General features: G+C 56.5%; 20 protein-coding genes. 14 read left to right on the top strand and 6 right to left on the bottom strand.

The features are described 5' to 3' along the window. Positions 1–178 precede the first annotated feature (178 nt). Complete coding sequence (nudE, locus tag ABLV30_RS08250; protein WP_004854946.1) at positions 179–739, top strand: ADP compounds hydrolase NudE; 561 nt, start codon at positions 179–181, stop codon at positions 737–739. 145 nt (positions 740–884) lie between these two features. Here nudE and mrcA read toward each other — a convergent pair whose 3' ends face one another. Further along, positions 885–3,443, bottom strand: a complete 2,559-nt coding sequence (mrcA, locus tag ABLV30_RS08245; protein ID WP_009654857.1) for a peptidoglycan glycosyltransferase/peptidoglycan DD-transpeptidase MrcA — start codon at positions 3,441–3,443, stop codon at positions 885–887. Positions 3,444–3,560: 117 nt separating this feature from the next. Between mrcA and ABLV30_RS08240 the strand changes: the two genes are divergently transcribed. From ABLV30_RS08240 to trpS, 12 genes are all read left to right on the top strand, one after another. Beyond that, a complete protein-coding gene (locus ABLV30_RS08240) occupies positions 3,561–4,352 on the top strand; it encodes a hypothetical protein (protein WP_047722860.1) in 792 nt (263 codons plus the stop codon). Then, the gene (locus ABLV30_RS08235; protein ID WP_047722861.1) at positions 4,349–4,888 is read left to right on the top strand and encodes a PilN domain-containing protein; all 540 of its coding nucleotides are present in this window, start codon (positions 4,349–4,351) and stop codon (positions 4,886–4,888) included. The genes ABLV30_RS08240 and ABLV30_RS08235 overlap by 4 nt, the downstream gene beginning before the upstream one ends. Then, complete coding sequence (locus ABLV30_RS08230; protein ID WP_025107843.1) at positions 4,872–5,312, top strand: hypothetical protein; 441 nt, start codon at positions 4,872–4,874, stop codon at positions 5,310–5,312. Before ABLV30_RS08235 ends, ABLV30_RS08230 begins: the two co-directional genes overlap by 17 nt. Then, on the top strand, positions 5,302–5,709 hold the full coding sequence (locus ABLV30_RS08225) for a HofP DNA utilization family protein (RefSeq protein WP_014839685.1): 408 nt from the start codon (positions 5,302–5,304) through the stop codon (positions 5,707–5,709). Before ABLV30_RS08230 ends, ABLV30_RS08225 begins: the two co-directional genes overlap by 11 nt. Beyond that, the gene (gene hofQ / locus ABLV30_RS08220; protein WP_265801999.1) at positions 5,618–6,859 is read left to right on the top strand and encodes a DNA uptake porin HofQ; all 1,242 of its coding nucleotides are present in this window, start codon (positions 5,618–5,620) and stop codon (positions 6,857–6,859) included. The genes ABLV30_RS08225 and hofQ overlap by 92 nt, the downstream gene beginning before the upstream one ends. A 270-nt stretch (positions 6,860–7,129) precedes the next feature. After that, positions 7,130–7,651, top strand: a complete 522-nt coding sequence (aroK, locus tag ABLV30_RS08215; protein ID WP_004106441.1) for a shikimate kinase AroK — start codon at positions 7,130–7,132, stop codon at positions 7,649–7,651. Between the two features lie 54 nt (positions 7,652–7,705). After that, positions 7,706–8,800 (top strand): 3-dehydroquinate synthase, encoded by a 1,095-nt coding sequence (aroB, locus tag ABLV30_RS08210; protein WP_004854923.1) that lies wholly within the window; start codon positions 7,706–7,708, stop codon positions 8,798–8,800. Positions 8,801–8,884: 84 nt separating this feature from the next. Then, positions 8,885–10,186, top strand: coding sequence for a cell division protein DamX (damX, locus tag ABLV30_RS08205; RefSeq protein WP_064378157.1), 1,302 nt, complete (start codon positions 8,885–8,887; stop codon positions 10,184–10,186). Positions 10,187–10,264: 78 nt separating this feature from the next. After that, a complete protein-coding gene (gene dam, locus ABLV30_RS08200) occupies positions 10,265–11,092 on the top strand; it encodes an adenine-specific DNA-methyltransferase (protein WP_025107840.1) in 828 nt (275 codons plus the stop codon). A 17-nt stretch (positions 11,093–11,109) separates the two neighbouring features. Beyond that, positions 11,110–11,787, top strand: coding sequence for a ribulose-phosphate 3-epimerase (gene rpe, locus ABLV30_RS08195; protein ID WP_004126039.1), 678 nt, complete (start codon positions 11,110–11,112; stop codon positions 11,785–11,787). Then, the gene (gph, locus tag ABLV30_RS08190; RefSeq protein WP_025107839.1) at positions 11,780–12,529 is read left to right on the top strand and encodes a phosphoglycolate phosphatase; all 750 of its coding nucleotides are present in this window, start codon (positions 11,780–11,782) and stop codon (positions 12,527–12,529) included. The genes rpe and gph overlap by 8 nt, the downstream gene beginning before the upstream one ends. 3 nt (positions 12,530–12,532) lie before the next feature. After that, positions 12,533–13,537, top strand: coding sequence for a tryptophan--tRNA ligase (gene trpS / locus ABLV30_RS08185; protein WP_102803173.1), 1,005 nt, complete (start codon positions 12,533–12,535; stop codon positions 13,535–13,537). Positions 13,538–13,626: 89 nt separating this feature from the next. Here the strand turns inward: trpS and cysG are convergent, their stop codons facing one another. From cysG to nirB, 4 genes are all read right to left on the bottom strand, one after another. Beyond that, complete coding sequence (cysG, locus tag ABLV30_RS08180) at positions 13,627–15,000, bottom strand: siroheme synthase CysG (protein ID WP_004854905.1); 1,374 nt, start codon at positions 14,998–15,000, stop codon at positions 13,627–13,629. Positions 15,001–15,107: 107 nt separating this feature from the next. Further along, entirely contained in the window at positions 15,108–15,914 is an 807-nt protein-coding gene (nirC, locus tag ABLV30_RS08175; RefSeq protein WP_032751537.1) for a nitrite transporter NirC, read from the bottom strand. A gap of 136 nt (positions 15,915–16,050) precedes the next feature. After that, positions 16,051–16,377 carry a nitrite reductase small subunit NirD gene (nirD, locus tag ABLV30_RS08170; protein ID WP_004854898.1) on the bottom strand — a complete coding sequence of 109 codons (327 nt, stop codon included), beginning with the start codon at positions 16,375–16,377 and terminating at the stop codon, positions 16,051–16,053. Continuing rightward, positions 16,374–18,917 (bottom strand): NADPH-nitrite reductase large subunit, encoded by a 2,544-nt coding sequence (nirB, locus tag ABLV30_RS08165; RefSeq protein WP_032751535.1) that lies wholly within the window; start codon positions 18,915–18,917, stop codon positions 16,374–16,376. The genes nirD and nirB overlap by 4 nt, the downstream gene beginning before the upstream one ends. Before the next feature lie 240 nt (positions 18,918–19,157). On the opposite strand from nirB, the gene ABLV30_RS08160 reads away from it, so the two are divergent. After that, on the top strand, positions 19,158–20,480 hold the full coding sequence (locus ABLV30_RS08160; RefSeq protein WP_102803171.1) for a cytosine deaminase: 1,323 nt from the start codon (positions 19,158–19,160) through the stop codon (positions 20,478–20,480). On the opposite strand, the gene tsgA is transcribed toward ABLV30_RS08160, so the two are convergent. After that, on the bottom strand, positions 20,477–21,661 hold the full coding sequence (gene tsgA / locus ABLV30_RS08155) for an MFS transporter TsgA (RefSeq protein ID WP_004854892.1): 1,185 nt from the start codon (positions 21,659–21,661) through the stop codon (positions 20,477–20,479). The two genes, ABLV30_RS08160 and tsgA, sit on opposite strands and share 4 nt — an antisense overlap. Positions 21,662–21,810: the final 149 nt, after the last annotated feature.

Genomic DNA, 21,810 nt, shown 5'->3' with positions numbered 1-21,810 from the left:
AAATCCAGGAATCAGTATATTCTCAAATACTATTCAACCTATTGACTTTTTAGTCATTGTGATAATCGGGCTCGGGACGGGAAAGTTGCAACTATGTAAATTAGTAGCGATTAGGATTGCCGAAACCGTGCTGCGTATCGCACAATGGCCGCTGTAATCACAGCATAGACCGATGACAATGAGCAAATCATTACAAAAACCCACTATTCTCAACGTTGAAACAGTCGCGCGTTCGCGCCTTTTTAATGTTGAAAGCGTGGACCTCGAGTTCAGCAACGGCGTGCGCCGAGTGTATGAACGGATGCGGCCTTCTACCCGTGAAGCCGTGATGATTGTGCCGATTGTCGATGACCATATAATCTTGATTCGCGAATACGCTGTCGGTACGGAATCCTATGAGCTGGGCTTCTCAAAAGGCCTGATCGATCCGGGTGAAAGCGTACTGGAGGCCGCCAACCGCGAGCTAAAAGAAGAGGTCGGCTTTGGCGCGCAAAAACTGACGTTTTTGAAAAAGCTGAGCATGGCCCCCTCCTACTTCTCCAGCAAGATGAACATTCTGGTGGCGGAAGATCTTTATCCGGAATCGCTGCCCGGCGACGAGCCCGAGCCGCTGCCCCAGGTTCGCTGGCCGCTGTCGCAGCTGATGACGCTGCTTGATGAAGAAGACTTTAACGAAGCGCGTAACGTTAGCGCGCTGTTCCTGCTGCGCGAATGGCTGCAGGCTCAGGGGCGGCTGTAGCGTCACTCCCGGATAACGAAAAATGCCCCGCGGCGGGCCCCACGGAGCCGTTGCGGTAGGTCGTGGTAAAGGCGCCAGCCGTGGCACGATATCTACAACCGGTTTTCCGTCAGCCAAAAAAAAGCGCCCGCAGGCGCTTTTTTTGTCAGAACAGTTCGTGGGTTTCCCCCCCGCCATCGGTAATGGTGGTGCCGACTTCATGAACCGCCTGCTGGGTAGGCTGAGTGCCCTCAATAAAGTACTCAGCGCGGCTGTTACCGCCGCTGGCCAACTGACCGGTACTGCGGTCAATGTTGACCGTAATAATACCCGGCGGCGGCGTAAGCGGTTCTTCCGGTACGCCTTGCAGCACGTTTTTCATAAAGTCATCCCAGGCCGGCTGAGCGCTTTTGGCGCCGCCTTCATAGCCCGATATCTGATCTTTGATTGCCCCGGAGGCGGTGGTGCGGCCAAGGTCGCGACGGTGGTCATCGAAGCCAATCCATACCGACGTCACCACGCCAGGGCCGTAGCCCGAGAACCACGCATCTTTTGAACTGTTGGTGGTCCCGGTTTTGCCGCCGATATCGTGACGCTGCAGATCGCGTCCCGCTCGCCAGCCGGTGCCCATCCAGCCCGGTTCGCCGAAGATATTAGTGTTCAGGGCGCTTTTAATCAGGAACGCCAGCGGGGTGTTGATCACGTGCGGCGCATACTCCGGTGCGCCACTTTGCGCCACCAGCGACTGGTTCGCCTGCGCCAGCTGCGGCTGCGGAGGAACGCCAGGGTTTTGCGGGTCCTGAGAGGTCGCTACGTCCTCAACGTCTTTGTTCTCGAGCACATCGGACTTCGGCGTATCGCCATAAATCACCGGAATATTGCACTGCGGGCAGGCAATTTTTGGCCGCTCTTCAAAAATGACGCCGCCCTGATCGTTCTCGATTTTGCTGATGAAATAAGGGCTGACCAGGAAACCGCCGTTAGCCATCACCGAATAGCCGCGAGCAACCTGAAGCGGGGTGAAAGACGCGGAGCCCAGCGCCAGCGATTCTGTCCGCACGATGTTCTGCGCCGGGAAGCCGAAGCGCTGGAGATACTCAGCCGCGTAGTCCACGCCCATGGCGCGCATCGCGCGAACCATGACAACGTTCTTTGATTGACCCAGCCCCTGACGCAGGCGGATAGGGCCCGCATACTGCGGCGGGGAGTTTTTTGGCCGCCAGTCGGAGCCGGAGCCGGCATCCCAGCGGGAAATCGGCACATCGTTGAGCATGCTCGCCAGCGTTAAGCCTTTATCCATTGCCGCTGTGTAGAGGAACGGCTTAATGTTAGAACCGACCTGGCGCAGCGCCTGAGTCGCGCGGTTGAACTTGCTCTGGTTGAAATCGAAGCCGCCGACCAGCGCAATGATCGCCCCGTTTTGCGGGTTGATCGATACCAGCGCCGAGTTGACATCAGGCACCTGCGATAGCCACCAGCTGCTACCCACCTGGCGGACCCACACCTGCTGCCCGGCCTGTACCACATCGTTCACTTTACGCGGCGTGGCGCCCTGTTGGGTATCAGAGATAAACCGACGCGCCCAGCGGACGCCTTCCATATTCAGCGACACCGAGGTGCCGTTGCTCATGAGTGCGACGGCTTCCTGCGGGCTTGCCGAAGTGACTACCGCCGGAGAGAGCGGTCCGGTACTCGGGGTTTTTTTCAGGGTATCGAGGATTTTCTGGTTATCCCACGGCGTTTCGCCCACCTTCCACAGCACCTTTTCCGGGCCGCGATAGCCGTGGCGCATGTCGTAATCCAGCACGTTATTCCGCACCGCCTGCTGGGCTGCCTGCTGATTTTTACGGGTAATGGTGGTGTAGACGCGATAACCGTCTTCATAAGCCTGCTCGCCGTAGCGGCTGACCATTTCCTGACGCACCATTTCGCTAAGATACGGGGAGGAGAAGGCGATTTCCGGCGTATGGTAGCTGGCGTCAATCGTCTGGCTACGCGCTTGATCGTACTGCGACTGCGTGATGTAGCCTTCGCTCAGCATCCGTGAGAGAACAACGTTGCGGCGGGCGGTTGCGCGATCCATGGAGTAGAGCGGGTTAAACGTCGACGGCGCTTTAGGCAGGCCCGCAATGACCGCCATTTCGCTCAGCGTAAGCTGGTCGACGGATTTCCCAAAATAGACCTGCGCGGCCGCGCCGACGCCGTAGGCGCGGTAGCCAAGATAGATTTTGTTCAGGTACAGCTCAAGGATTTCATCTTTATTGAGCAACTGCTCGATGCGGATCGCGAGGAAGGCTTCTTTCACCTTACGCATCAGCGTCTTCTCAGGGCTCAGGAAGAAGTTGCGCGCCAGCTGCTGAGTAATCGTACTGGCGCCCTGCGAGGCGTGGCCGGAGAACATCGCGACGCTGGCCGCGCGGAAAATTCCGACCGGGTCAACGCCATGATGCTCATAAAAACGGCTATCTTCGGTGGCGATAAACGCTTTTATCAGCTCAGGCGGCATTTGCTGCAGCGTGACGGGAATACGGCGTTTTTCGCCATATTGCGCAATCAGCTCGCCATCCGCGCTATAGACCTGCATCGGGATCTGCAGGCGCACATCCTTCAGGGTTGCGACGTCGGGGAGCTGCGGCTCTATATATTTATAGAGACCAAAAATCGAGCCTGCTCCCAGCAGTACGCAACAGACTGCAAGGATAAAAAGATACTTTACGAACTTCACCGGAGATTTCTCATTTAGTTTTCATTGGGCAGTTTATAAACAAACGCGCAGTAGTATAAAGGCAAGCCTGGAGCATTGATATAGCGAAGCATATCGGCGGATAAGGAGATCGTAGGCATGGCTTTTAGAAACTGGCGCATAGGAATGCATATTCAGCAGGACCATATTGCTATCGTCGCGTTATTACTCGAGCGTTCACGCTGGGCGCTACGTCGCTGGTGGAGTATTCCGCTGATGCCCGGCACCGTGCGGCAGGGCATCGTGGTGGACGTTGAGTCGCTGGCCCGCCAGCTGCAGCCCTGGCGGCGGGAGCTGCCTTTGCAGCATCAGGCGTGTATTGCCTTCCCGGCGGCGCGAACGCTGCAAAAGCAGCTTCCGCGCCCGCAGATTTCATTACGAGAAAGCGAGCAGGCGACCTGGATCGCCAGCGCGATGGCGCAGCAGCTGGAAATGCCCGCGTCATCGCTCTGCGTCGATTATGTGGACGCCAGAGCGGCCGATGGCTGGCGGGTCACCGCCGCGCAGCGCCTGGATATTAACGTCCTCGGCCAGCTGGCAAGCCGCCTTAAGCTGAAGGTGGTCGGAATTGTGCCGGACGCCAGCGCGCTTGGCGCCTTTTTCCCCTGGCTGCCCGTCGAGGTTCAGGGGCTGGCGTGGCGTGACGAAGCGAGCTGGCTTTGGGCGACCGCCGATAGCTGGGGATGCTGTCCATGCAGCGACGTACCCTCTTTTCCCGGCCTGGTTTCCCGGGTGAACGCCGGAGAGTTTCGCCTTTGCAACTCTGCCTCGCTCGACGGGCAGAATTTTGACGCATGGAGCGTCATTCATCGCCTGCAGCCCCCGCTCCCGGCCCGTGGCGATAGCTTTACCGTTGCCCTCGGCCTGGCGCTGGGAGCGGGTCAGCCATGAGCCACATCGTTAACTTCCTTCCCTGGCGCGAAACGCGTCGACGGCAACGTCTGCGGATGGCAGGACTGCTGATTGTGGGTTTGCTACTTATTCTGCTTGTGGCGATCCTCGCCTCACGGCTCAACAAACGGGCCAGCCACTCGCTTGAAACGGCGAGGATAAGCGCTGACGACCTGCTTTATAGCGCATTACAGCAGCGTGAACGCGCCATGCGCCAGCGCCTGCAGCAGCAGGAACAACGGCGCCTGCGCTATCTGCGGCGCGAGAGAACCGCCGCCTGGCAGCCAACGTTACAGGCGATAGCGTCGCGTATGCCGGAGCACGCCTGGTTAACGCTGCTGGAATACCGACAGAATACCCTGGTACTGAGCGGACTCACGTTGCATCTAAAGGGGCTGGCTGAGCTTGAAAAGGCGCTGGGGAGCGTTGCCGGCTTGCGTCCGCCAAAGGCGGGAGAAACGCACCGCGACAGCGAAGGGCGCTGGTTATTTCACTTTTCCATGGCCGAAGAGGACGACAATGCAGTGGGACGTTGAACGTTGGCTGACGGGGCGCAAATATCTGTTCATGATATCCGTCGCTCTGGTCCTCATCGCCGTAATCGGGTTCTGGCTACTGCTGCCTCTCCAGGCAGAAACGTCGGCGGGGCGCTCGCCGCAGGTACAGGCGCAGTGGCGAAAACTGCTGCCGCTGCGTAGCGCTTTACAGACCGCCGGCATGGAGGAAGACGCGACCCAGGTTTTTACGCCTATTGATCTTCCGATTGCCGGGGCGACGCTTATCGCCTGGCGGCCAGGGGGCTCCGCAGGCGAGATGCAGCTGGCTGTTGACTGGCAAGCGGTGCCCGCGCTCTTTTCCTGGCTGGCTCGCTGCGGGATGCGCGCTACGGCTTTCTCCCTGCAGCCGGAAAAGCAGGCGTTACGGTTGACCCTGCATCTGGAGGCGGAAGATGCGCCTTAAATGGTGGTGTTGGCTGCTGTTCCCGCTCCCGCTGCTGGCTGAAGAGCGCGATCCGTTTCAGCCCCCGGTGGACCGCTGCCGGACGGCGCAGCTTAGCCAGTGGCGCTACGGCGGTGCTATCGGCGATTCGCTGGCGCTTATGGGTATCGTGCAGGATAGCGCCGGGAAATGGCGTCGCGTGAGGGCGGAGGCGATTTTGCCCACGGGCTGGCGGGTGACGCGCCTGACGCCAGAGAAAATGACAATATCAACCGGTCCTGGGTGTGAACCCGCACAGTGGGTCTGGCTGCGAAAGGGAATAAAGAATAATGCGATGGACAAGCCTGCTGTTTCTGCTCCTGCCGCTGATGGTCGTCGCGGCCAAAAAGGATCTTCCCGTGTCGCTGGTCGTCGATGATGCGCCGGTGTCTCAGGTACTGCAAACGCTGGCGGAGCTGAAGCAAAAAAATCTCGTGGTGGCTCCTGACGTCAGCGGTACGGTATCTCTTCATCTGAAGGAGGTGCCCTGGTTACAGGCGCTGCGCTCGGTTATCGACAGCGCCGGTCTGGCCCTGACTCAGCAAGGTTCGGTCCTGTACGTGCACACTCAGGCGTGGCAAAAGGCGCAGCGGCTGCAGCTGGAAGCGGAAAAAGCAAAGCGCCTGCAGAATCTTCCTTTGCAGGGGCATAGCGTGACCTTGCATTATGCGGATGCAGAAGATTTAGCGAAGGCGGGTGAAAAACTGCTCAGCGCTCGCGGGCATATGATGGTCGATAAGCGAACCAACCGCCTGTTGATTCGTGATGATGCCCCGCACCTCCCGGCGTTAAAAGCGTGGGCCCAGGAAATGGATGTGCCCGTCGGCCAGGTTGAGCTGGCGGCGCACATCGTCTCAATAAGCGAAACCAGCCTGCGCGAACTAGGCGTTAAGTGGAGCCTGGCCGACGCCAGCAGCCCGCCGGGCTCCGGTAAATTAACCACCTTGAGCAGCAACCTGGCGGTAGGGGATGCCAGCACGAGGGCCGGGTTTAACATCGGCCGTATCAGCGGGCGGCTTCTGGAGCTGGAACTTTCCGCGCTTGAGCAGAAGCAGCAGGTGGACATTATCGCCAGCCCTCGGCTGTTGGCTTCCCATATGCAGCCCGCCAGCATTAAGCAGGGCAGCGAGATACCTTATCAGGTCTCCAGCGGCGAAAGCGGGGCGACCTCCGTTGAGTTTAAAGAGGCGGTGCTGGGGATGGAGGTGACGCCGACGGTGCTGCATCACGATCGCGTGCGTTTAAAACTCAGGATTAGCGAAAATACGCCGGGCCAGGTGCTCAAACAGGAAAATGGTGAAGCGCTGGCTATCGATAAACAAGAAATAGAAACGCAGGTTGAAATGAAAAGCGGCGAGACCCTGGCGTTAGGCGGGATCTTTGCGCAGAAAAATAAAACGTCTCGCGATGGTATTCCTCTCCTTAGCGACATCCCCTGGCTTGGTCAGTTATTTCGCCGTGACGGTAAGGATAACGAACGACGTGAACTGGTTGTCTTCATCACTCCACGTATTCTGGCAGTGCATTAAGCGGGTTTTTCATGCTAAACACGTTTCAGGTGTTTGACGTGAGGACGGATTTAGCATACAAGGGGTACCGATTTGAGAGTCGGGTACGACATCAATCCTCCCTTTCTTGTCCGGTGATTTATTCTGTTGCCAAACCAGCCGGAGTATTGAGATAATTTTTAGTCTGACTCTCGCTCTAATTGCATATGAGGTTTCAGTTCATGTCCTGCTGCGCTGGGTGTCTGCGAAGCGGGTTTACCATTAACGAATAGTCTTAGTAGTACCGAAAAAATGGCAGAGAAACGCAATATCTTTCTGGTTGGGCCTATGGGTGCCGGCAAAAGCACTATTGGGCGCCAGTTAGCCCAACAGCTCAACATGGAATTTTACGATTCCGATCAAGAAATTGAGAAACGCACTGGCGCAGATGTGGGTTGGGTCTTTGATGTAGAAGGCGAAGACGGCTTCCGCGACCGTGAAGAAAAAATCATCAATGAGTTGACGGAAAAACAGGGAATCGTGCTGGCAACCGGCGGTGGCTCTGTAAAATCCCGTGAAACGCGTAACCGTCTCTCCGCCCGCGGCGTGGTGGTCTACCTGGAAACAACTATCGAAAAGCAGCTTGCCCGTACGCAGCGCGATAAAAAGCGTCCTTTGCTGCAGGTTGATGCTCCGCCTCGCGAAGTACTGGAAGCGCTGGCGGATGAACGCAATCCGCTGTACGAAGAGATTGCAGATGTCACTATCCGCACTGACGATCAAAGCGCGAAAGTGGTAGCAAACCAGATTATTCATATGCTGGAAAGCAACTGATTCTGGCTTAATAAAGTGCGTCAGAGTAAAAGCAACTGAGGTGGACGTCGCGTTATGGAGAGGCTTACTGTAACCCTCGGGGAACGTAGTTACCCGATTACCATCGCGGCTGGTTTGTTTAACGATCCAGCTTCCTTCCTGCCACTGAAATCAGGCGACCAGGTCATGCTGGTCACCAATGAAACGCTGGCGCCGCTTTATCTGGATACCGTACGCTCCGTACTTGAGCAAGCGGGCGTAAAAGTCGATAGCGTGATTCTTCCCGACGGCGAGCAGTTTAAAAGCCTGGCGGTGATGGATACCGTTTTTACCGCGCTATTGCAAAAACCACACGGCCGCGACACGACGTTAGTGGCGCTCGGCGGTGGGGTGATTGGTGATTTAACGGGATTTGCAGCGGCCAGCTACCAGCGTGGCGTGCGCTTTATTCAGGTTCCTACCACTCTGCTGTCGCAGGTGGATTCTTCGGTCGGCGGCAAAACGGCCGTCAACCATCCTCTCGGCAAAAACATGATTGGCGCCTTCTGGCAGCCGGTTTCTGTTGTTGTCGATCTTAACTGTCTCAAAACGCTGCCGAAGCGTGAGCTCTCTTCCGGCCTGGCTGAAGTGATCAAGTACGGCGTTATTCTTGACGGCGAATTCTTCGACTGGCTGGAAAATAATATTGATGCATTGCTGGCGCTGGATGAAAAAGCGATGGCGTACTGTATCCGTCGCTGCTGTGAGCTGAAAGCTGAAGTTGTCGCCGCCGACGAGCGCGAAACCGGGTTACGTGCTTTACTCAATCTTGGCCATACTTTTGGTCATGCTATCGAAGCTGAGATGGGCTACGGTAACTGGTTACATGGTGAAGCGGTCGCTGCCGGTATGGTGATGGCGGCGCGTGCATCCGAACGTCTGGGGCGGTTTAATCCGCAGGATACGCAGCGCATTATTCATCTGCTGCAGCGTGCTGGCTTGCCGGTAAGTGGCCCGCAGGAGATGGCAGCAGAGGCGTATTTGCCCCATATGATGCGTGATAAAAAGGTGCTGGCGGGCGAGATGCGGCTGGTGCTACCCCTCGCGATAGGGAAGAGCGAGATACGCGGCGGAGTCCCGCATGATGTTGTTCTTGGCGCGATTGCTGATACTCAGCAGGCGCAACAATAAGAAGGTCTGGCCGCGTTCGCGCGGCGTTATCATTTCGGGTGACGTGCAATAGTCGTGAGCATAAGCCTTTTAGTGGGGTGTTAAATGGATGAATTAAAACCAGAAGACGATATGAAAGCCGATCGCAGCGATCGTCGTACTGGTCGTTCTCGTCAGTCTTCAGAGCGTGATGCCGATCCGCAAATCAATTTTGATGATGTCGAACTTGATGATGCTGACGATGGTCGCCCGACGCGCGGCAGCAAAGCACGCCGTGAGCGCGATGAAGAACAGTATGAAGAGTACGAAGAAGAAGTAGAGTCTGACGAAGACGATGACGAAGAGCGTCAGGTTGAGCGTCGTCCTCGTAAGCGTAAGAAGGCGCCTGCGAAACCGGCTTCCCGTCAGTACATCATGATGGGCGTGGGGATCCTCGTTCTGCTGCTGCTGATCGTTGGCGTGGGTTCCGCGCTGAAATCACCATCCTCATCCAGCGAGCAAACGGCTTCCGGCGAGAAGAGCATCAACCTGTCCGGCGAGCAGGACAATAATAATACCCAGCCTGCTGCTCAGGATTCATCAGCGGCAAACAACGCGCAGCCGCAGGATGTTTCTCTGCCGCCTATCGCGTCTAACCCGACTCAAGGTCAGGCGACGGCTGAACCCCAAGGCCAGCAGCGCGTTGAGGTTCAGGGCGATCTGAACAATGCGCTGACCCAGCAGCAGGGTCAGATTGATAGCGCGGTCGCGAATTCTACTCTGCCAACTGAACCAGCCACCGTTGCGCCAGTGCGCAATGGCACCGCGGCCCCGCGCCAGGCGACGACAGAGCGTCAGACGGCGGCGACACCGCGCCCGGCGGAGCGTAAGCATACGGTTATCGAACCGAAACCGCAGGCCACGGCGAAAGCGCCGACCCAGCCGAAGCCGGCAGCGGTCCAGCCTAAGCGTGTCGAAAACGTCGCGACCACGACGCCGGCAGCCGCGCAGCCGACTAAGCCTGCCGCAACTGCCCAGGCCAAACCAGCCGCGACTACCGCGCCTGCTGCGACCGCGACCACTGCGCCAGCAGCAACTGCCGCTGCCGCTCCGGCTGCTACGGCCGCTGCGGGTAAAAGTGCGGGTGACGTCAGTTCGATGAAATCTGCGCCGTCCGGTCACTACACGCTGCAGCTCAGCAGCTCTTCTAACTACAACAACCTCAACAGTTGGGCGAAGAAAGAGAAGCTGGAAAAATATGTTGTCTATGAGACTACGCGTAACGGTCAGCCCTGGTATGTCCTGGTGAGCGGCATCTACGCTTCGAAAGATGAAGCGAAACGTGCTGTTGCTACGCTGCCAGCAGATGTACAGGCAAAAAATCCGTGGGCAAAACCGCTGCATCAGGTTCAGTCTGACCTGAAATAATGCCGCAGTGTAGTCTGAAGCGCAGGATGCTGTCGGAGCTTTCTCCACAGCCGGAGAATGTGTAATTAGTTAGGCAGCATGAAAAAGAATCGCGCTTTTCTGAAATGGGCAGGGGGTAAATACCCCCTGCTTGACGATATTAAGAAGCATTTGCCGCAGGGCGACTGCTTGATTGAGCCTTTTGTGGGCGCCGGGTCGGTATTTCTGAATACCGACTTTTCTCGTTATATCCTCGCTGATATCAATAGTGATTTGATTAGTCTGTATAACATCGTCAAGCTGCGTACCGATGACTATGTTACGGCGGCGCGTGAGATGTTTACGCCAGAGAACAACGTCGCAGAGCAGTATTATCGGTTCCGTGATGAGTTCAACCAGAGTCAGGAGCCGCTGCGTCGCGCGGTGCTGTTCCTGTATCTGAATCGTCATGGCTACAATGGCCTGTGTCGCTACAATCTGCGCGGTGAGTTTAACGTGCCGTTTGGTCGCTATAAGAAGCCCTATTTTCCCGAAGCTGAGCTGTATCATTTCGCGGAGAAGGCGCAGCATGCAGAGTTTCATTGTGAATCTTATGAAGAGTGCATGAAGCGGGCAGATAACCGCTCCGTTGTTTACTGCGATCCGCCCTATGCGCCGCTGTCATCAACGGCGAATTTTACGGCTTATCATACGAATAGCTTTAGCCAGGAGCAGCAGGAGCTGCTGGCTAAAAAGGCGGAATCGCTGATGAAAAAGCGCATTCCAGTGCTGATTTCAAACCATCGCACGCCGCTCACTGAGGAGTGGTACAAAAACGCCGCTGAGACGCATATTGTGAAGGTTCGACGCAGCATCAGCAGCAACGGTGGTACACGTAAGAAGGTGGACGAGCTTCTGGCTCTGTACCGTCCGCCCAAGACCAAATAAATTTCAAGGAGATGCGGATGAAGCAGTATTTGATTGCCCCTTCGATTCTGTCGGCTGATTTTGCCCGTCTGGGCGAGGATACCGCCAATGCGTTGGCTGCGGGTGCGGATGTTGTGCACTTTGACGTGATGGACAACCACTACGTGCCGAATCTGACCATTGGTCCGATGGTGCTTAAATCACTGCGAAATTACGGTATCACCGCGCCGATTGATGTGCATTTGATGGTCAAGCCCGTTGACCGCATCGTTCCTGATTTTGCCGCCGCGGGCGCCAGCATCATTACTTTCCATCCGGAAGCTTCTGAACATGTTGACCGCACGCTGCAGCTTATCAAAGAGCACGGCTGTAAAGCCGGTCTGGTGTTTAACCCGGCCACTTCCCTGAGCTACCTCGACTACGTGATGGATAAGCTGGATGTCATCCTGCTGATGTCCGTCAACCCAGGCTTTGGCGGTCAGTCTTTTATTCCGCACACCCTGGAAAAACTGCGTGAAGTTCGTCGTCGCATTGATGAATCCGGCTACGACATCCGTCTGGAAGTCGACGGCGGCGTAAAAGTCAGCAATATCGCTGAGATTGCCGCAGCCGGTGCGGATATGTTTGTTGCCGGATCGGCCATTTTCGATCAGCCTGACTACAAAAAAGTGGTCGATCAAATGCGTAGCGAATTAGCAAAGGTTAGCCATGGATAAGTTACAAAATATTCGCGGCGTGGCGTTCGATCTCGACGGGACGCTGGTAGACAGCGCGCCGGGATTGACTGCTGCCGTTGATAACGCCCTGTATGCGCTGGAACTGCCGATGGCGGGCGAAGAGCGCGTCGTGACCTGGATTGGCAACGGCGCTGACGTTCTGATCCAGCGGGCTCTGACCTGGGCCCGTCAGGAGCGCGCGGCGCTGAGAGCGGCGCAGGGTAAACCTTCCGTCGATCATGACGATATCCCGCAGGCTGAACAGCAGGCCATTTTGCGCAAGCTGTTCGACCGCTACTATGGCGAAGTGGCGGAAGAGGGGAGCTTTTTGTTTCCCGCCGTTGCCGATACGCTGGGCGCGCTGCACGCAAAGGGTCTGCCGCTGGCGCTGGTAACCAATAAACCGACGCCGTTTGTCGCGCCGATTCTGGCGTCGCTGGATATCGCGAAATATTTTACCGTTGTTATCGGCGGCGATGATGTAAAAAACAAAAAACCTCATCCGGAACCGCTGCTTCTGGTCGCGGAGAAACTGGGGCTGGCACCCGCGGATCTGCTGTTCGTTGGCGACTCGCGCAACGATATTCAGGCCGCGAAGGCCGCGGGCTGCAGCTCGATCGGCCTGACCTACGGCTACAACTACGGCGAGCCGATTTCGCTGAGCGAGCCGGATTATATCTTTGACCAATTTAATGAACTCTTGCCCGCTTTCGGGCTACCGTACAGTGAAACTCAGGAATAAAAAATGACTAAGCCCATCGTTTTTAGTGGCGCACAGCCCTCCGGTGAATTGACCATTGGCAACTATATGGGTGCGCTGCGTCAGTGGGTAAACATGCAGGACGATTACCACTGCATTTACTGCATCGTTGACCAGCACGCGATTACCGTTCGTCAGGACCCGCAGCAGCTGCGTAAGGCCACGCTGGACACCCTGGCGCTGTATCTGGCGTGCGGTATCGACCCGCAAAAAAGCACCATCTTCGTTCAGTCCCACGTGCCGGAGCACGCGCAGCTCGGCTGGGCGCTGAACTGCTACACCTATTTCGGCGAACTGAGCCGTATGACCCAGTTTAAAGACAAGTCATCGCGCTATGCGGAAAACATTAACGCCGGTCTGTTTGACTATCCGGTACTGATGGCTGCCGACATTCTGCTGTATCAGACTAACCTGGTCCCGGTTGGCGAAGACCAGAAACAGCACCTGGAGCTGAGTCGCGATGTCGCCCAGCGTTTCAACGCTATCTACGGCGACGTGTTTAAAGTGCCGGAACCGTTTATTCCAAAATCCGGCGCGCGCGTGATGTCGCTGCTGGAGCCGACCAAAAAGATGTCCAAGTCAGATGATAACCGCAACAACGTTATCGGCCTGCTGGAAGACCCGAAATCTGTGGTGAAGAAGATCAAACGCGCGGTCACCGACTCCGACGAGCCGCCGGTTGTTCGCTACGACATCCAGAACAAAGCGGGCGTCTCCAACCTGCTGGATATCCTCTCTGCCGTTACCGGTCAGAGCATTCCAGAGCTGGAGCAGCATTTTGAAGGCAAAATGTACGGTCACCTGAAGGGCGAAGTGGCTGAAGCCGTTTCCGGCATGCTGACCGAACTGCAGGAGCGCTATCACCGATTCCGCGGTGATGAAGCATTCCTCAATCAGGTCATGAAAGAGGGTGCAGAGAAAGCCAGCGCTCGCGCTTCCATTACCCTGAAAGCGGTTTACGAAGCGATTGGTTTCGTCGCTAAGCCCTGAGCAATTTGCTGGTCTCAGCGCAATAAAAAGCCGGGTGCAATGCATCCGGCTTTTTAATTTGTGAGCGGTTTTGAGCTACATCAGCGTCATTAATGGTTGGAGAACCAGTTTAGCTTATCGCGCAGGCCGACCACGCGGCCGACAATAATCAGCGCCGGGCTGGCCATTTGCTGGGCCAGAATATCCAATTGTTCTAATGTGCCGGTGACAACCTTCTGCGTTATCGCCGTTCCGTTTTCAACGATGGCTGCGGGCATATCCGCCGCCATGCCGTGGGCAATCAGTTTTTCCCGGATCGCCGGGGCCTGGTTCAGGCCCATATAAAACACCAGGGTTTGCTTTTCAACCGCCAGGTTTTCCCAGTCCAGCTCGCCGCCGGTCTTAAGGTGGCCGGTGACCAGGCGCACGCCCTGGGCAAAATCCCGGTGGGTCAGGGGAATGCCCGAGTAGGCGGAACAGCCTGAGGCCGCGGTAATTCCCGGTACAACGGAGAACGGAATACCGGCATGGCACAAGGTTTCCAGCTCTTCGCCGCCGCGGCCAAAGATAAACGGATCGCCGCCTTTCAGTCGTACAACGCGTTTCCCCCCCTGGGCTTCGCGCAGCAGAATCTGGTTAATCTCTTCCTGCGGTACGCAGTGGTAGCCCGAGCGTTTACCCACGAAGACCCGGTCGGCATCGCGGCGCACCAGATTCATGATATCGTCGGAGACCAGGCGGTCATAAACCACGACATCGGCCTGCTGTATTTGCTGCAGGCCTTTGAGGGTCAGCAGTCCGGCGTCGCCGGGGCCGGCGCCCACCAGTACCACTTCACCGCGATGATCCAGCGGCTCGGTCAGCAACTGCTCCGTGGCGTCAGCGACGGCCTGGCGGTCCTCGTTGGCCAGCGACTGCGCCAGCCTGTCGTTAACAAACAGTTTCTCCCAAAAGCGTCGGCGCTCGCCGACGGTGGCAAACTGTTTCTTTACTCTTGAGCGCAGCTGACCTGCGTAGTGGGCCAGCTGGCCTAAATGCAGCGGTAAAACTGATTCCAGCTTTTCGCGCAGCAGGCGCGCCAGAACCGGCGAGGTGCCGCCGGATGAGACGGCCACCATCAGCGGCGAGCGGTCGATAATCGACGGCATAATAAAGCTGGCCTGCTGAGGGGCGTCGACCACGTTACAAAATATTCGCCTTTCTTCCGCTGACGCGCTGACTCGTTGATTAACCGCTTCGTTGTCGGTTGCGGCAATGGCCAGCCAGCAGTTATCCAGCAGAGCAGGATTAAACTCGCCCTGAACCAGGGTCAGCATGTTTGCATCGGCCCATACCTGGAATTGCGGCACAAAATCCAGGGCATTGACCGTTAATCTGGCGCCAGCGTCCAGTAACAGGCGAGCTTTACGTTCAGCCACATCGCCGCCGCCGACTAACAGGCAGTCGCGATCGCGTAATTGGCAAAATATAGGCAAATGGTCCACGACATTCCCTCTTAATTATTGGCAGCAGCCTTAGAATCTGGCTATCAGGCTATCTTATTTATCAGGTTGAACCTGGGCAATGTTCAACCTGCCTGCACCGATTACGTCTACTGAGCCAGACTCTTAGTCTCGTTAGTTTTTTCCGGGGCGGGGCGCTCCGATTGCGGCGTAGCATACCAATAACCCAATCCCATAAATACGACACCGGACAAAGTATTGCCGAGTGTTACCCATAACAGATTGTGACCGATTCCCGCAAGCGTGTAGGCATCGCTATGATGGCCAAACCAGGAGAGGGCGAACAGCGTCATATTCGCGACGGAGTGCTCATAGCCGGACGCGATAAACGCCAGCAGACACCACCAGATAGCAATAAATTTTGCCGCGCCTTCGGTACGGATTGCCATCCAGATCGCCAGACACACCAGCCAGTTACACAGTGCGCCTTTGAAAAAGAGCGCCATCGCGGATTGGCTGGTTTTTGCCAGCGCGACGGTGTGGACGAGGCTGGTATCGACCGGCAGCAGGCTGCCGCCGCCCCAGCTATACAGCAGCGCCACGAAAACGGAACCCGCAAGGTTACCCATCCAGGTTTGCGGCAGAATCGCCCACATCTGCCCCTGGCTGATGGTCCCCGCCTTCACGCCCAGGGTCAGGAACATAGTGTGGCCGGTGAACAATTCAGAGCCGGCGATAATCACCAGCGTTAACGCAATGCCAAAGGTGGCGCCCATCACCAGCGGGCGAACGGCAGGGTCGAGCAGGTTGCCGAGGGTGAATATAAGGATGATGCCGAGGCCGACGTAGGCACCCGCCATCATGGCGCTTACCCAGAAGCTGAGTGGATGATTGGCCGAGAGGCGCGCAATGCGCCCGGCGTTGGCCGCGCACTTGTTTATTGTGTCCGTAAACATAGGAGTTCCTTTAGCACCTCATCCCTTGCGCTGGCTCTTGGTTAGCTGCCTTCGCGATGCAGTACAAATGACGTTGTGCCATCAATTGAAGAAAAAAATGCAAAAAAAGGGAGGCGTTGCGCCTCCCGTAAAGTGATTAACCGCGTAGCTGCACGACGCCGTCTTTCACTCGGGCTTCATAGTGCGCCACCGAATGGCTTTCATCTTCCATACACAGGCCGTCGCGCAGGCGGAAGCGCTGCTTTTTCAGCGGACTGGCCACCCACAGTTCGCCCTGATGCTCGGCGATCAGGCCGCGAGACAGGACGCTGGATTCAAAGAACGGGTCGATATTGCTAATCGCAAACACCTGGTCGCCGTGATAGGGGCGGAAAATCGCCACCTGTTTGTCGCCTAACAGCGCGCAGACGCCGGTTTCCGGCAGGATGTCATCGAGTTTGCAGATGTTTTTCCACTGGCTCATGCGTTTTCCTCCACCAGAGTTACCGGGATACGTTCGTAGGGCGCGGCCGGGCGATGCTGTTCACGCTCAGGGACCACCTGGACGTTCGGATCGCGCTTATCGCTGTTGATGAAGTGTTTAAAGCGCACCTGGGCCGCTGGGGTGTTAACGGTTTCCGTCCACTCGCAGACTACCGCTTCACGCAGGCGGGCCATCTCTTCTTCCAGATGTTCGTTCAGGCCCAGCTTGTCGTCGATGATGACCGACTTCAGATAATCGATGCCGCCTTCCAGGTTATCCAGCCACGGCGCGGTACGGGTCAGTTTGTCGGCGGTACGGATGTAGAACATCATGAAGCGGTCGAGGTATTTCATCAGCGTTTCGCGGTCAAGATCCGCTGCCAGCAGATCCGCGTGGCGCGGCTTCATGCCGCCGTTGCCGCAGACGTAAAGGTTCCAGCCTTTCTCAGTGGCGATGATGCCGACGTCTTTACCCTGGGCTTCCGCACATTCGCGGGTACAGCCGGAGACGCCAAACTTCATTTTATGCGGCGTACGAATGCCTTTGTAGCGGTTTTCCAGCTCGACGCCGAAACCCACGCTGTCGCCTACGCCGTAGCGGCACCAGGTGCTGCCTACGCAGGTTTTCGCCATCCGCAGCGCCTTGGCATACGCGTGACCGGTTTCGAAGCCCGCGTCGATCAGCTGACGCCAGATTTCCGGTAGATCGTCTTTTTGCGCGCCGAACAGGCCGATACGCTGAGAGCCGGTGATCTTGGTGTACAGATTAAATTCGCGGGCGATACGGCCGACGGCCACCAGTCCTTCCGGCGTGATTTCGCCGCCCGCAGAGCGCGGGATAACGGAGTAGGTGCCGTCTTTCTGGATGTTGGCCAGGAAGTTGTCGTTGGTATCCTGCAGCGGGGTATGCTGCGGCTTGAGGATATATTCGTTCCAGCAGGAAGCCAGCAGCGAGCCCACGGTCGGTTTACAAACCTCACAGCCGTAGCCTTTACCGTGTTTCGCCAGCAGCTCTTCAAAGGTTTTGATGCCTTCCACCCGGATGAGGTGGAACAGTTCCTGACGGGAGTATGCAAAGTGCTCGCACAGGTTATTGTTAACTTCGATGCCCTGTTTCGCCAGTTCGGCGTTGAGCACCTGAGTCACCAGCGGGATACAGCCGCCGCAGCCGGTACCGGCTTTGGTTTCCGCCTTCAGCGCCGCCACCGTGTGGCAGCCTTTATTAATGGCGGCAATCAATGCGCCCTTGGTGACATCGAAGCAGGAGCAAATTTGCGCGCTGTCCGGCAGTTTATCGACGCCGATGGACGGCTTACCGCTGCCCGCGTGCGCTGGGAGGATCAGCGAGTCGGGGTTTTCCGGCAGTTCTATGGCGTTCAGCACCAGCTGCAGCAGGTTGCCGTAATCGCTGGTATCGCCCACCAGCACCGCGCCGAGCAGGGTCTTGTTGTCAGGGCTGACGATAAGGCGTTTGTAGACCTCTTTGCTTTCGTCGAGGTAAACGTAGCTGCGCGCGCCCGGCGTACGACCGTGAGCGTCGCCAATGCCGCCGACGTCAACGCCCAGCAGCTTCAGCTTGGCGCTGAGATCCGCGCCTTCAAAGGCGTTTTCGGTCTGGAGGATATGGTCAACGGTAACCTGAGCCATTTTGTAGCCCGGGGCGACCAGGCCGTAAACGCGGTTGTTCCAGCTGGCGCATTCACCGATGGCGTAGATATCCGGGTCAGAGGTCTGGCAGGCGTCGTTAATCACGATGCCGCCGCGCGGAGCGACTTCCAGACCGCACTGGGTGGCCAGCTTATCGCGCGGGCGGATACCGGTAGAGAAGACGATAAAGTCGACTTCCAGCTCGCTGCCGTCGGCAAAACGCATGGTTTTACGCGCTTCGGTACCTTCCTGAACGATCTCTTTGGTGTTTTTACTGGTGTGCACGCGCACGCCCATGCTTTCAATCTTGCGACGTAGCTGTTCGCCACCCATCTGATCCAGCTGTTCCGCCATCAGCATGGGTGCGAATTCAATCACGTGGGTCTCAACGCCGAGATTTTTCAGCGCGCCCGCGGCTTCGAGGCCTAACAAACCGCCGCCGACGACCGCGCCGCGTTTGCTGCGGCGGGCGCAGGCTTCAATCGCGTTAAGGTCTTCAATGGTACGATAAACAAAGCAGTCCTGGGTTTCAGAACCTTTAATCGGCGGGATCCACGGATAGGAACCGGTCGCCATAATCAGCTTGTCATAGAAAACGGTACGCCCCGCGCTGGAGTGGATAACCTTCTCCTGGCGGTTGATGGTGATGGCGCGTTCGCCGACCAGCACCTTAACGCCGTGCTTCTCGTAGAAACCTTCCCGTACCAAAGAGAGTTCTTCGGCGGTATGGTGAGAGAAGTAGGAGGAGAGGTGCACGCGGTCGTAGGCGATACGGGGTTCTTCACAGAAGACGGTAATATCGAACAGGCTGGCGTCGGATTTATCAAGAAGGTCCTCAATAAAGCGGTGGCCGACCATACCATTACCAATGATAGCGAGTCTGACTTTGCTCATTTTTGCCTCGATTTCTTTTATATTACCGCCTACCTTAACGATTCAGCCGCGACACTTATTGATGCAAATCAATTACACCTTTGCCTACTACTTAAGTGGTATGTTTATGATTTGTCAGTATTTTTATAAGTAACGGAAAACGCTGGCTTTTCCTTTTTGCTTTTTTTATGTACAAAATTAGCAACGGATACCCCCGGCGGGTTGAGTAAAACTTCAGCAACAATTACGGGAGTCATCGATATGACAGCAGCGCCGCTTTGGTTAATTGAGAACGTTCGTCTGCCCGATCGCGAAGGGTTATGGCAGATAGCGATAGACAAGGGGCGCTTCGGGGATATCACCCCTATGGGGGAGGCGCGCAAAGAGAATTTTGAAGTGCTGAACGCCCGCGGCGGACTGGCCATCCCCCCTTTTATTGAGCCGCATATCCACCTTGATACGACCCAAACCGCCGGAGAGCCGAACTGGAACCAGTCCGGGACGCTGTTTGAAGGGATTGAGCGTTGGGCGGAGCGTAAGGCTTTATTGAGCCATGAGGACGTTAAAGCCCGCGCGTGGAAGACGCTGAAGTGGCAGATCGCCAACGGCATCCAGTTTGTTCGTACCCACGTTGATGTTTCCGATCCGACGCTGACCGCGCTCAAAGCCATGCTCGAGGTAAAGCAGGAGGTCGCGCCGTGGGTAGAGCTGCAGATTGTCGCCTTCCCCCAGGAGGGCATTTTATCCTACCCCAATGGTGAGGGCCTGCTGGAAGAGGCGCTGCGTCTGGGTGCCGACGTGGTGGGCGCGATTCCGCATTTTGAATTTACGCGCGAATATGGCGTGGAATCCCTGCACATTGCTTTCCGTCTGGCGAAAAAGTATCAGCGGCCTCTGGATATCCACTGCGATGAAATTGATGATGAACAGTCGCGGTTCGTTGAAACCGTGGCGGCCCTGGCGTTAAAAGAGGGGATAGGTCCGCAAGTAACCGCCAGCCATACCACCGCGATGCACTCCTACAATGGCGCCTATACGTCACGTCTTTTTCGTTTGCTGAAGCTCTCCGGCATTAACTTCGTCGCTAACCCGCTGGTCAATATTCACCTCCAGGGACGCTTTGACGACTATCCGAAGCGTCGCGGTATCACGCGCGTGAAGGAGCTGATGGCGGCGGGCATTAACGTCTGCTTTGGCCATGACGATGTATTTGACCCCTGGTATCCGCTGGGGACCGGCAATATGCTGCAGGTGCTGCACATGGGTCTGCACGTTTGCCAGATGATGGGCTATCAGCAGATTAACGAGGGACTGAAGCTGGTCACGGAAAATAGCGCGCGCACGTTTGGCCTGAGCGATTACGGTATTGCGACGGGGAACACGGCGAATCTGGTGATTCTGCCCGCGGAAAACGGGTTTGAGGCCGTGCGTTGTCAGGTTCCGGTGCGTTGGTCAATCCGCCAGGGGAGAGTCATTGCCACCACGCAGCTGGCGCAAACCTGGGTTCAGATGGATCGGGGCGGGGAGGAGCTGTTCTTTACCCGAAATAGCCCCTTTGCCGGAACAAAGGGGCCTGAGGCTTAGTGCGATTCCGCTGCCGCGTTGTTCTGACGGTGGCGGGAGACGAAGCCGAGGATCAGACACATCACAAACACCACGGCATAGAGGCCGTTAGCGGTATGCAGCGCTGCCAGCGGACCGCTGGCGGCAACGATAGGGCCGGTCACGACGAAAGTCAGCATAGTACCCACGGTGCCGCAGGTCAGAATGAAGTTCACCAGCTTCGGCGACGACACTCGGGTTTGCTGTGAACCCAGGGTGATGATCGACGTATAGATGGCGCTGGAGAAGAAGCCGAGGGTCAGAATAAACCATGGCATATGCTCCGGCGAACCGTTGATAAACAGATACATCAGTACCGTCGCTACGCCCGCCAGCACGGTCAGAATACGCTGCAGGTCGAAGAAGCGCAGGATGAAGCTGAAAGACCACATGCCGATCATGTACGACATCCAGAAATCGCTCACCAGTTTACCCGCGTCGCCAAGACTCATGCCCAGGCCTTTGGCGTATTCCGGCACCCAGGAGATGAAGCCCAGCTGACCGAGGATGTAGCATAGCGCAGCGATGGAGAGGAACAGCACGCCGATACCCCATTTCTCTTTCACTACCGGTTGGCTATCCTGCAGGGCTTTTTTGCCCAATACCGGGAATTCGCAGCCGAAGGTCAGAATGAAAATAGCGACGTAGACCAGGCCGATGCAGGCATAAACCCAGTACCATTCGATGCTGCGCGCCAGCAGATAAGCGGCCAGCATCGGGAAGATCATCCCCGCCATGCTGAAGAAGGAGTCGGTGAACAGCAGACGCGCTCCGCGCTGACGGCCTTCATACATATGGGTGATCAGGAAGGTACCAATCGACATGGTAATCCCGCTGACCAGGCCAAGCACGAACATCGAAGCGGAAAACAGCGCCAGGCTGTGGCTGAACATTAAACCCGCGACGGCCAGAACCATCAGGATAAAGCCAAAACGCAGCTGGGTTTTCAGCGGAACAATTTCCATCAGCCAGGCGTTCAGGAAGATAGAGATCAGGATACCGGCATTAAGGAAAGTAAAGGTGTTGCTCATACTGGAAACGGGCAGATGAAAATAATCTGCGATATTTCCCATCACCATCCCGGTGACAATCACCAACGCGCCGGTCAGGGCGTAGGAGAAGAAGCTGATCCATGTGAGCTTGATACGATTGCTGTTAGTCATGACTGGCCTGTGAATAGAAATGTAAAGCGCGTTGACTCTGCGCCGGGCGGACAGATTTTATGCGTTAGCGTGATTCAAGCAAACGTTTATTCTGAAATTTATATCTTTTTGCAATTCTTAGTGTGACTCATATCACATTTATCTATTTG

Source organism: Klebsiella sp. CN_Kp113 (genome assembly GCF_040064585.1).
GTDB classification, from domain to species: Bacteria; Pseudomonadota; Gammaproteobacteria; order Enterobacterales; family Enterobacteriaceae; genus Klebsiella; species Klebsiella michiganensis.
Note: the sequence above shows the minus strand (reverse complement) of the source record. Positions and strands in the feature narration are given on the sequence as shown.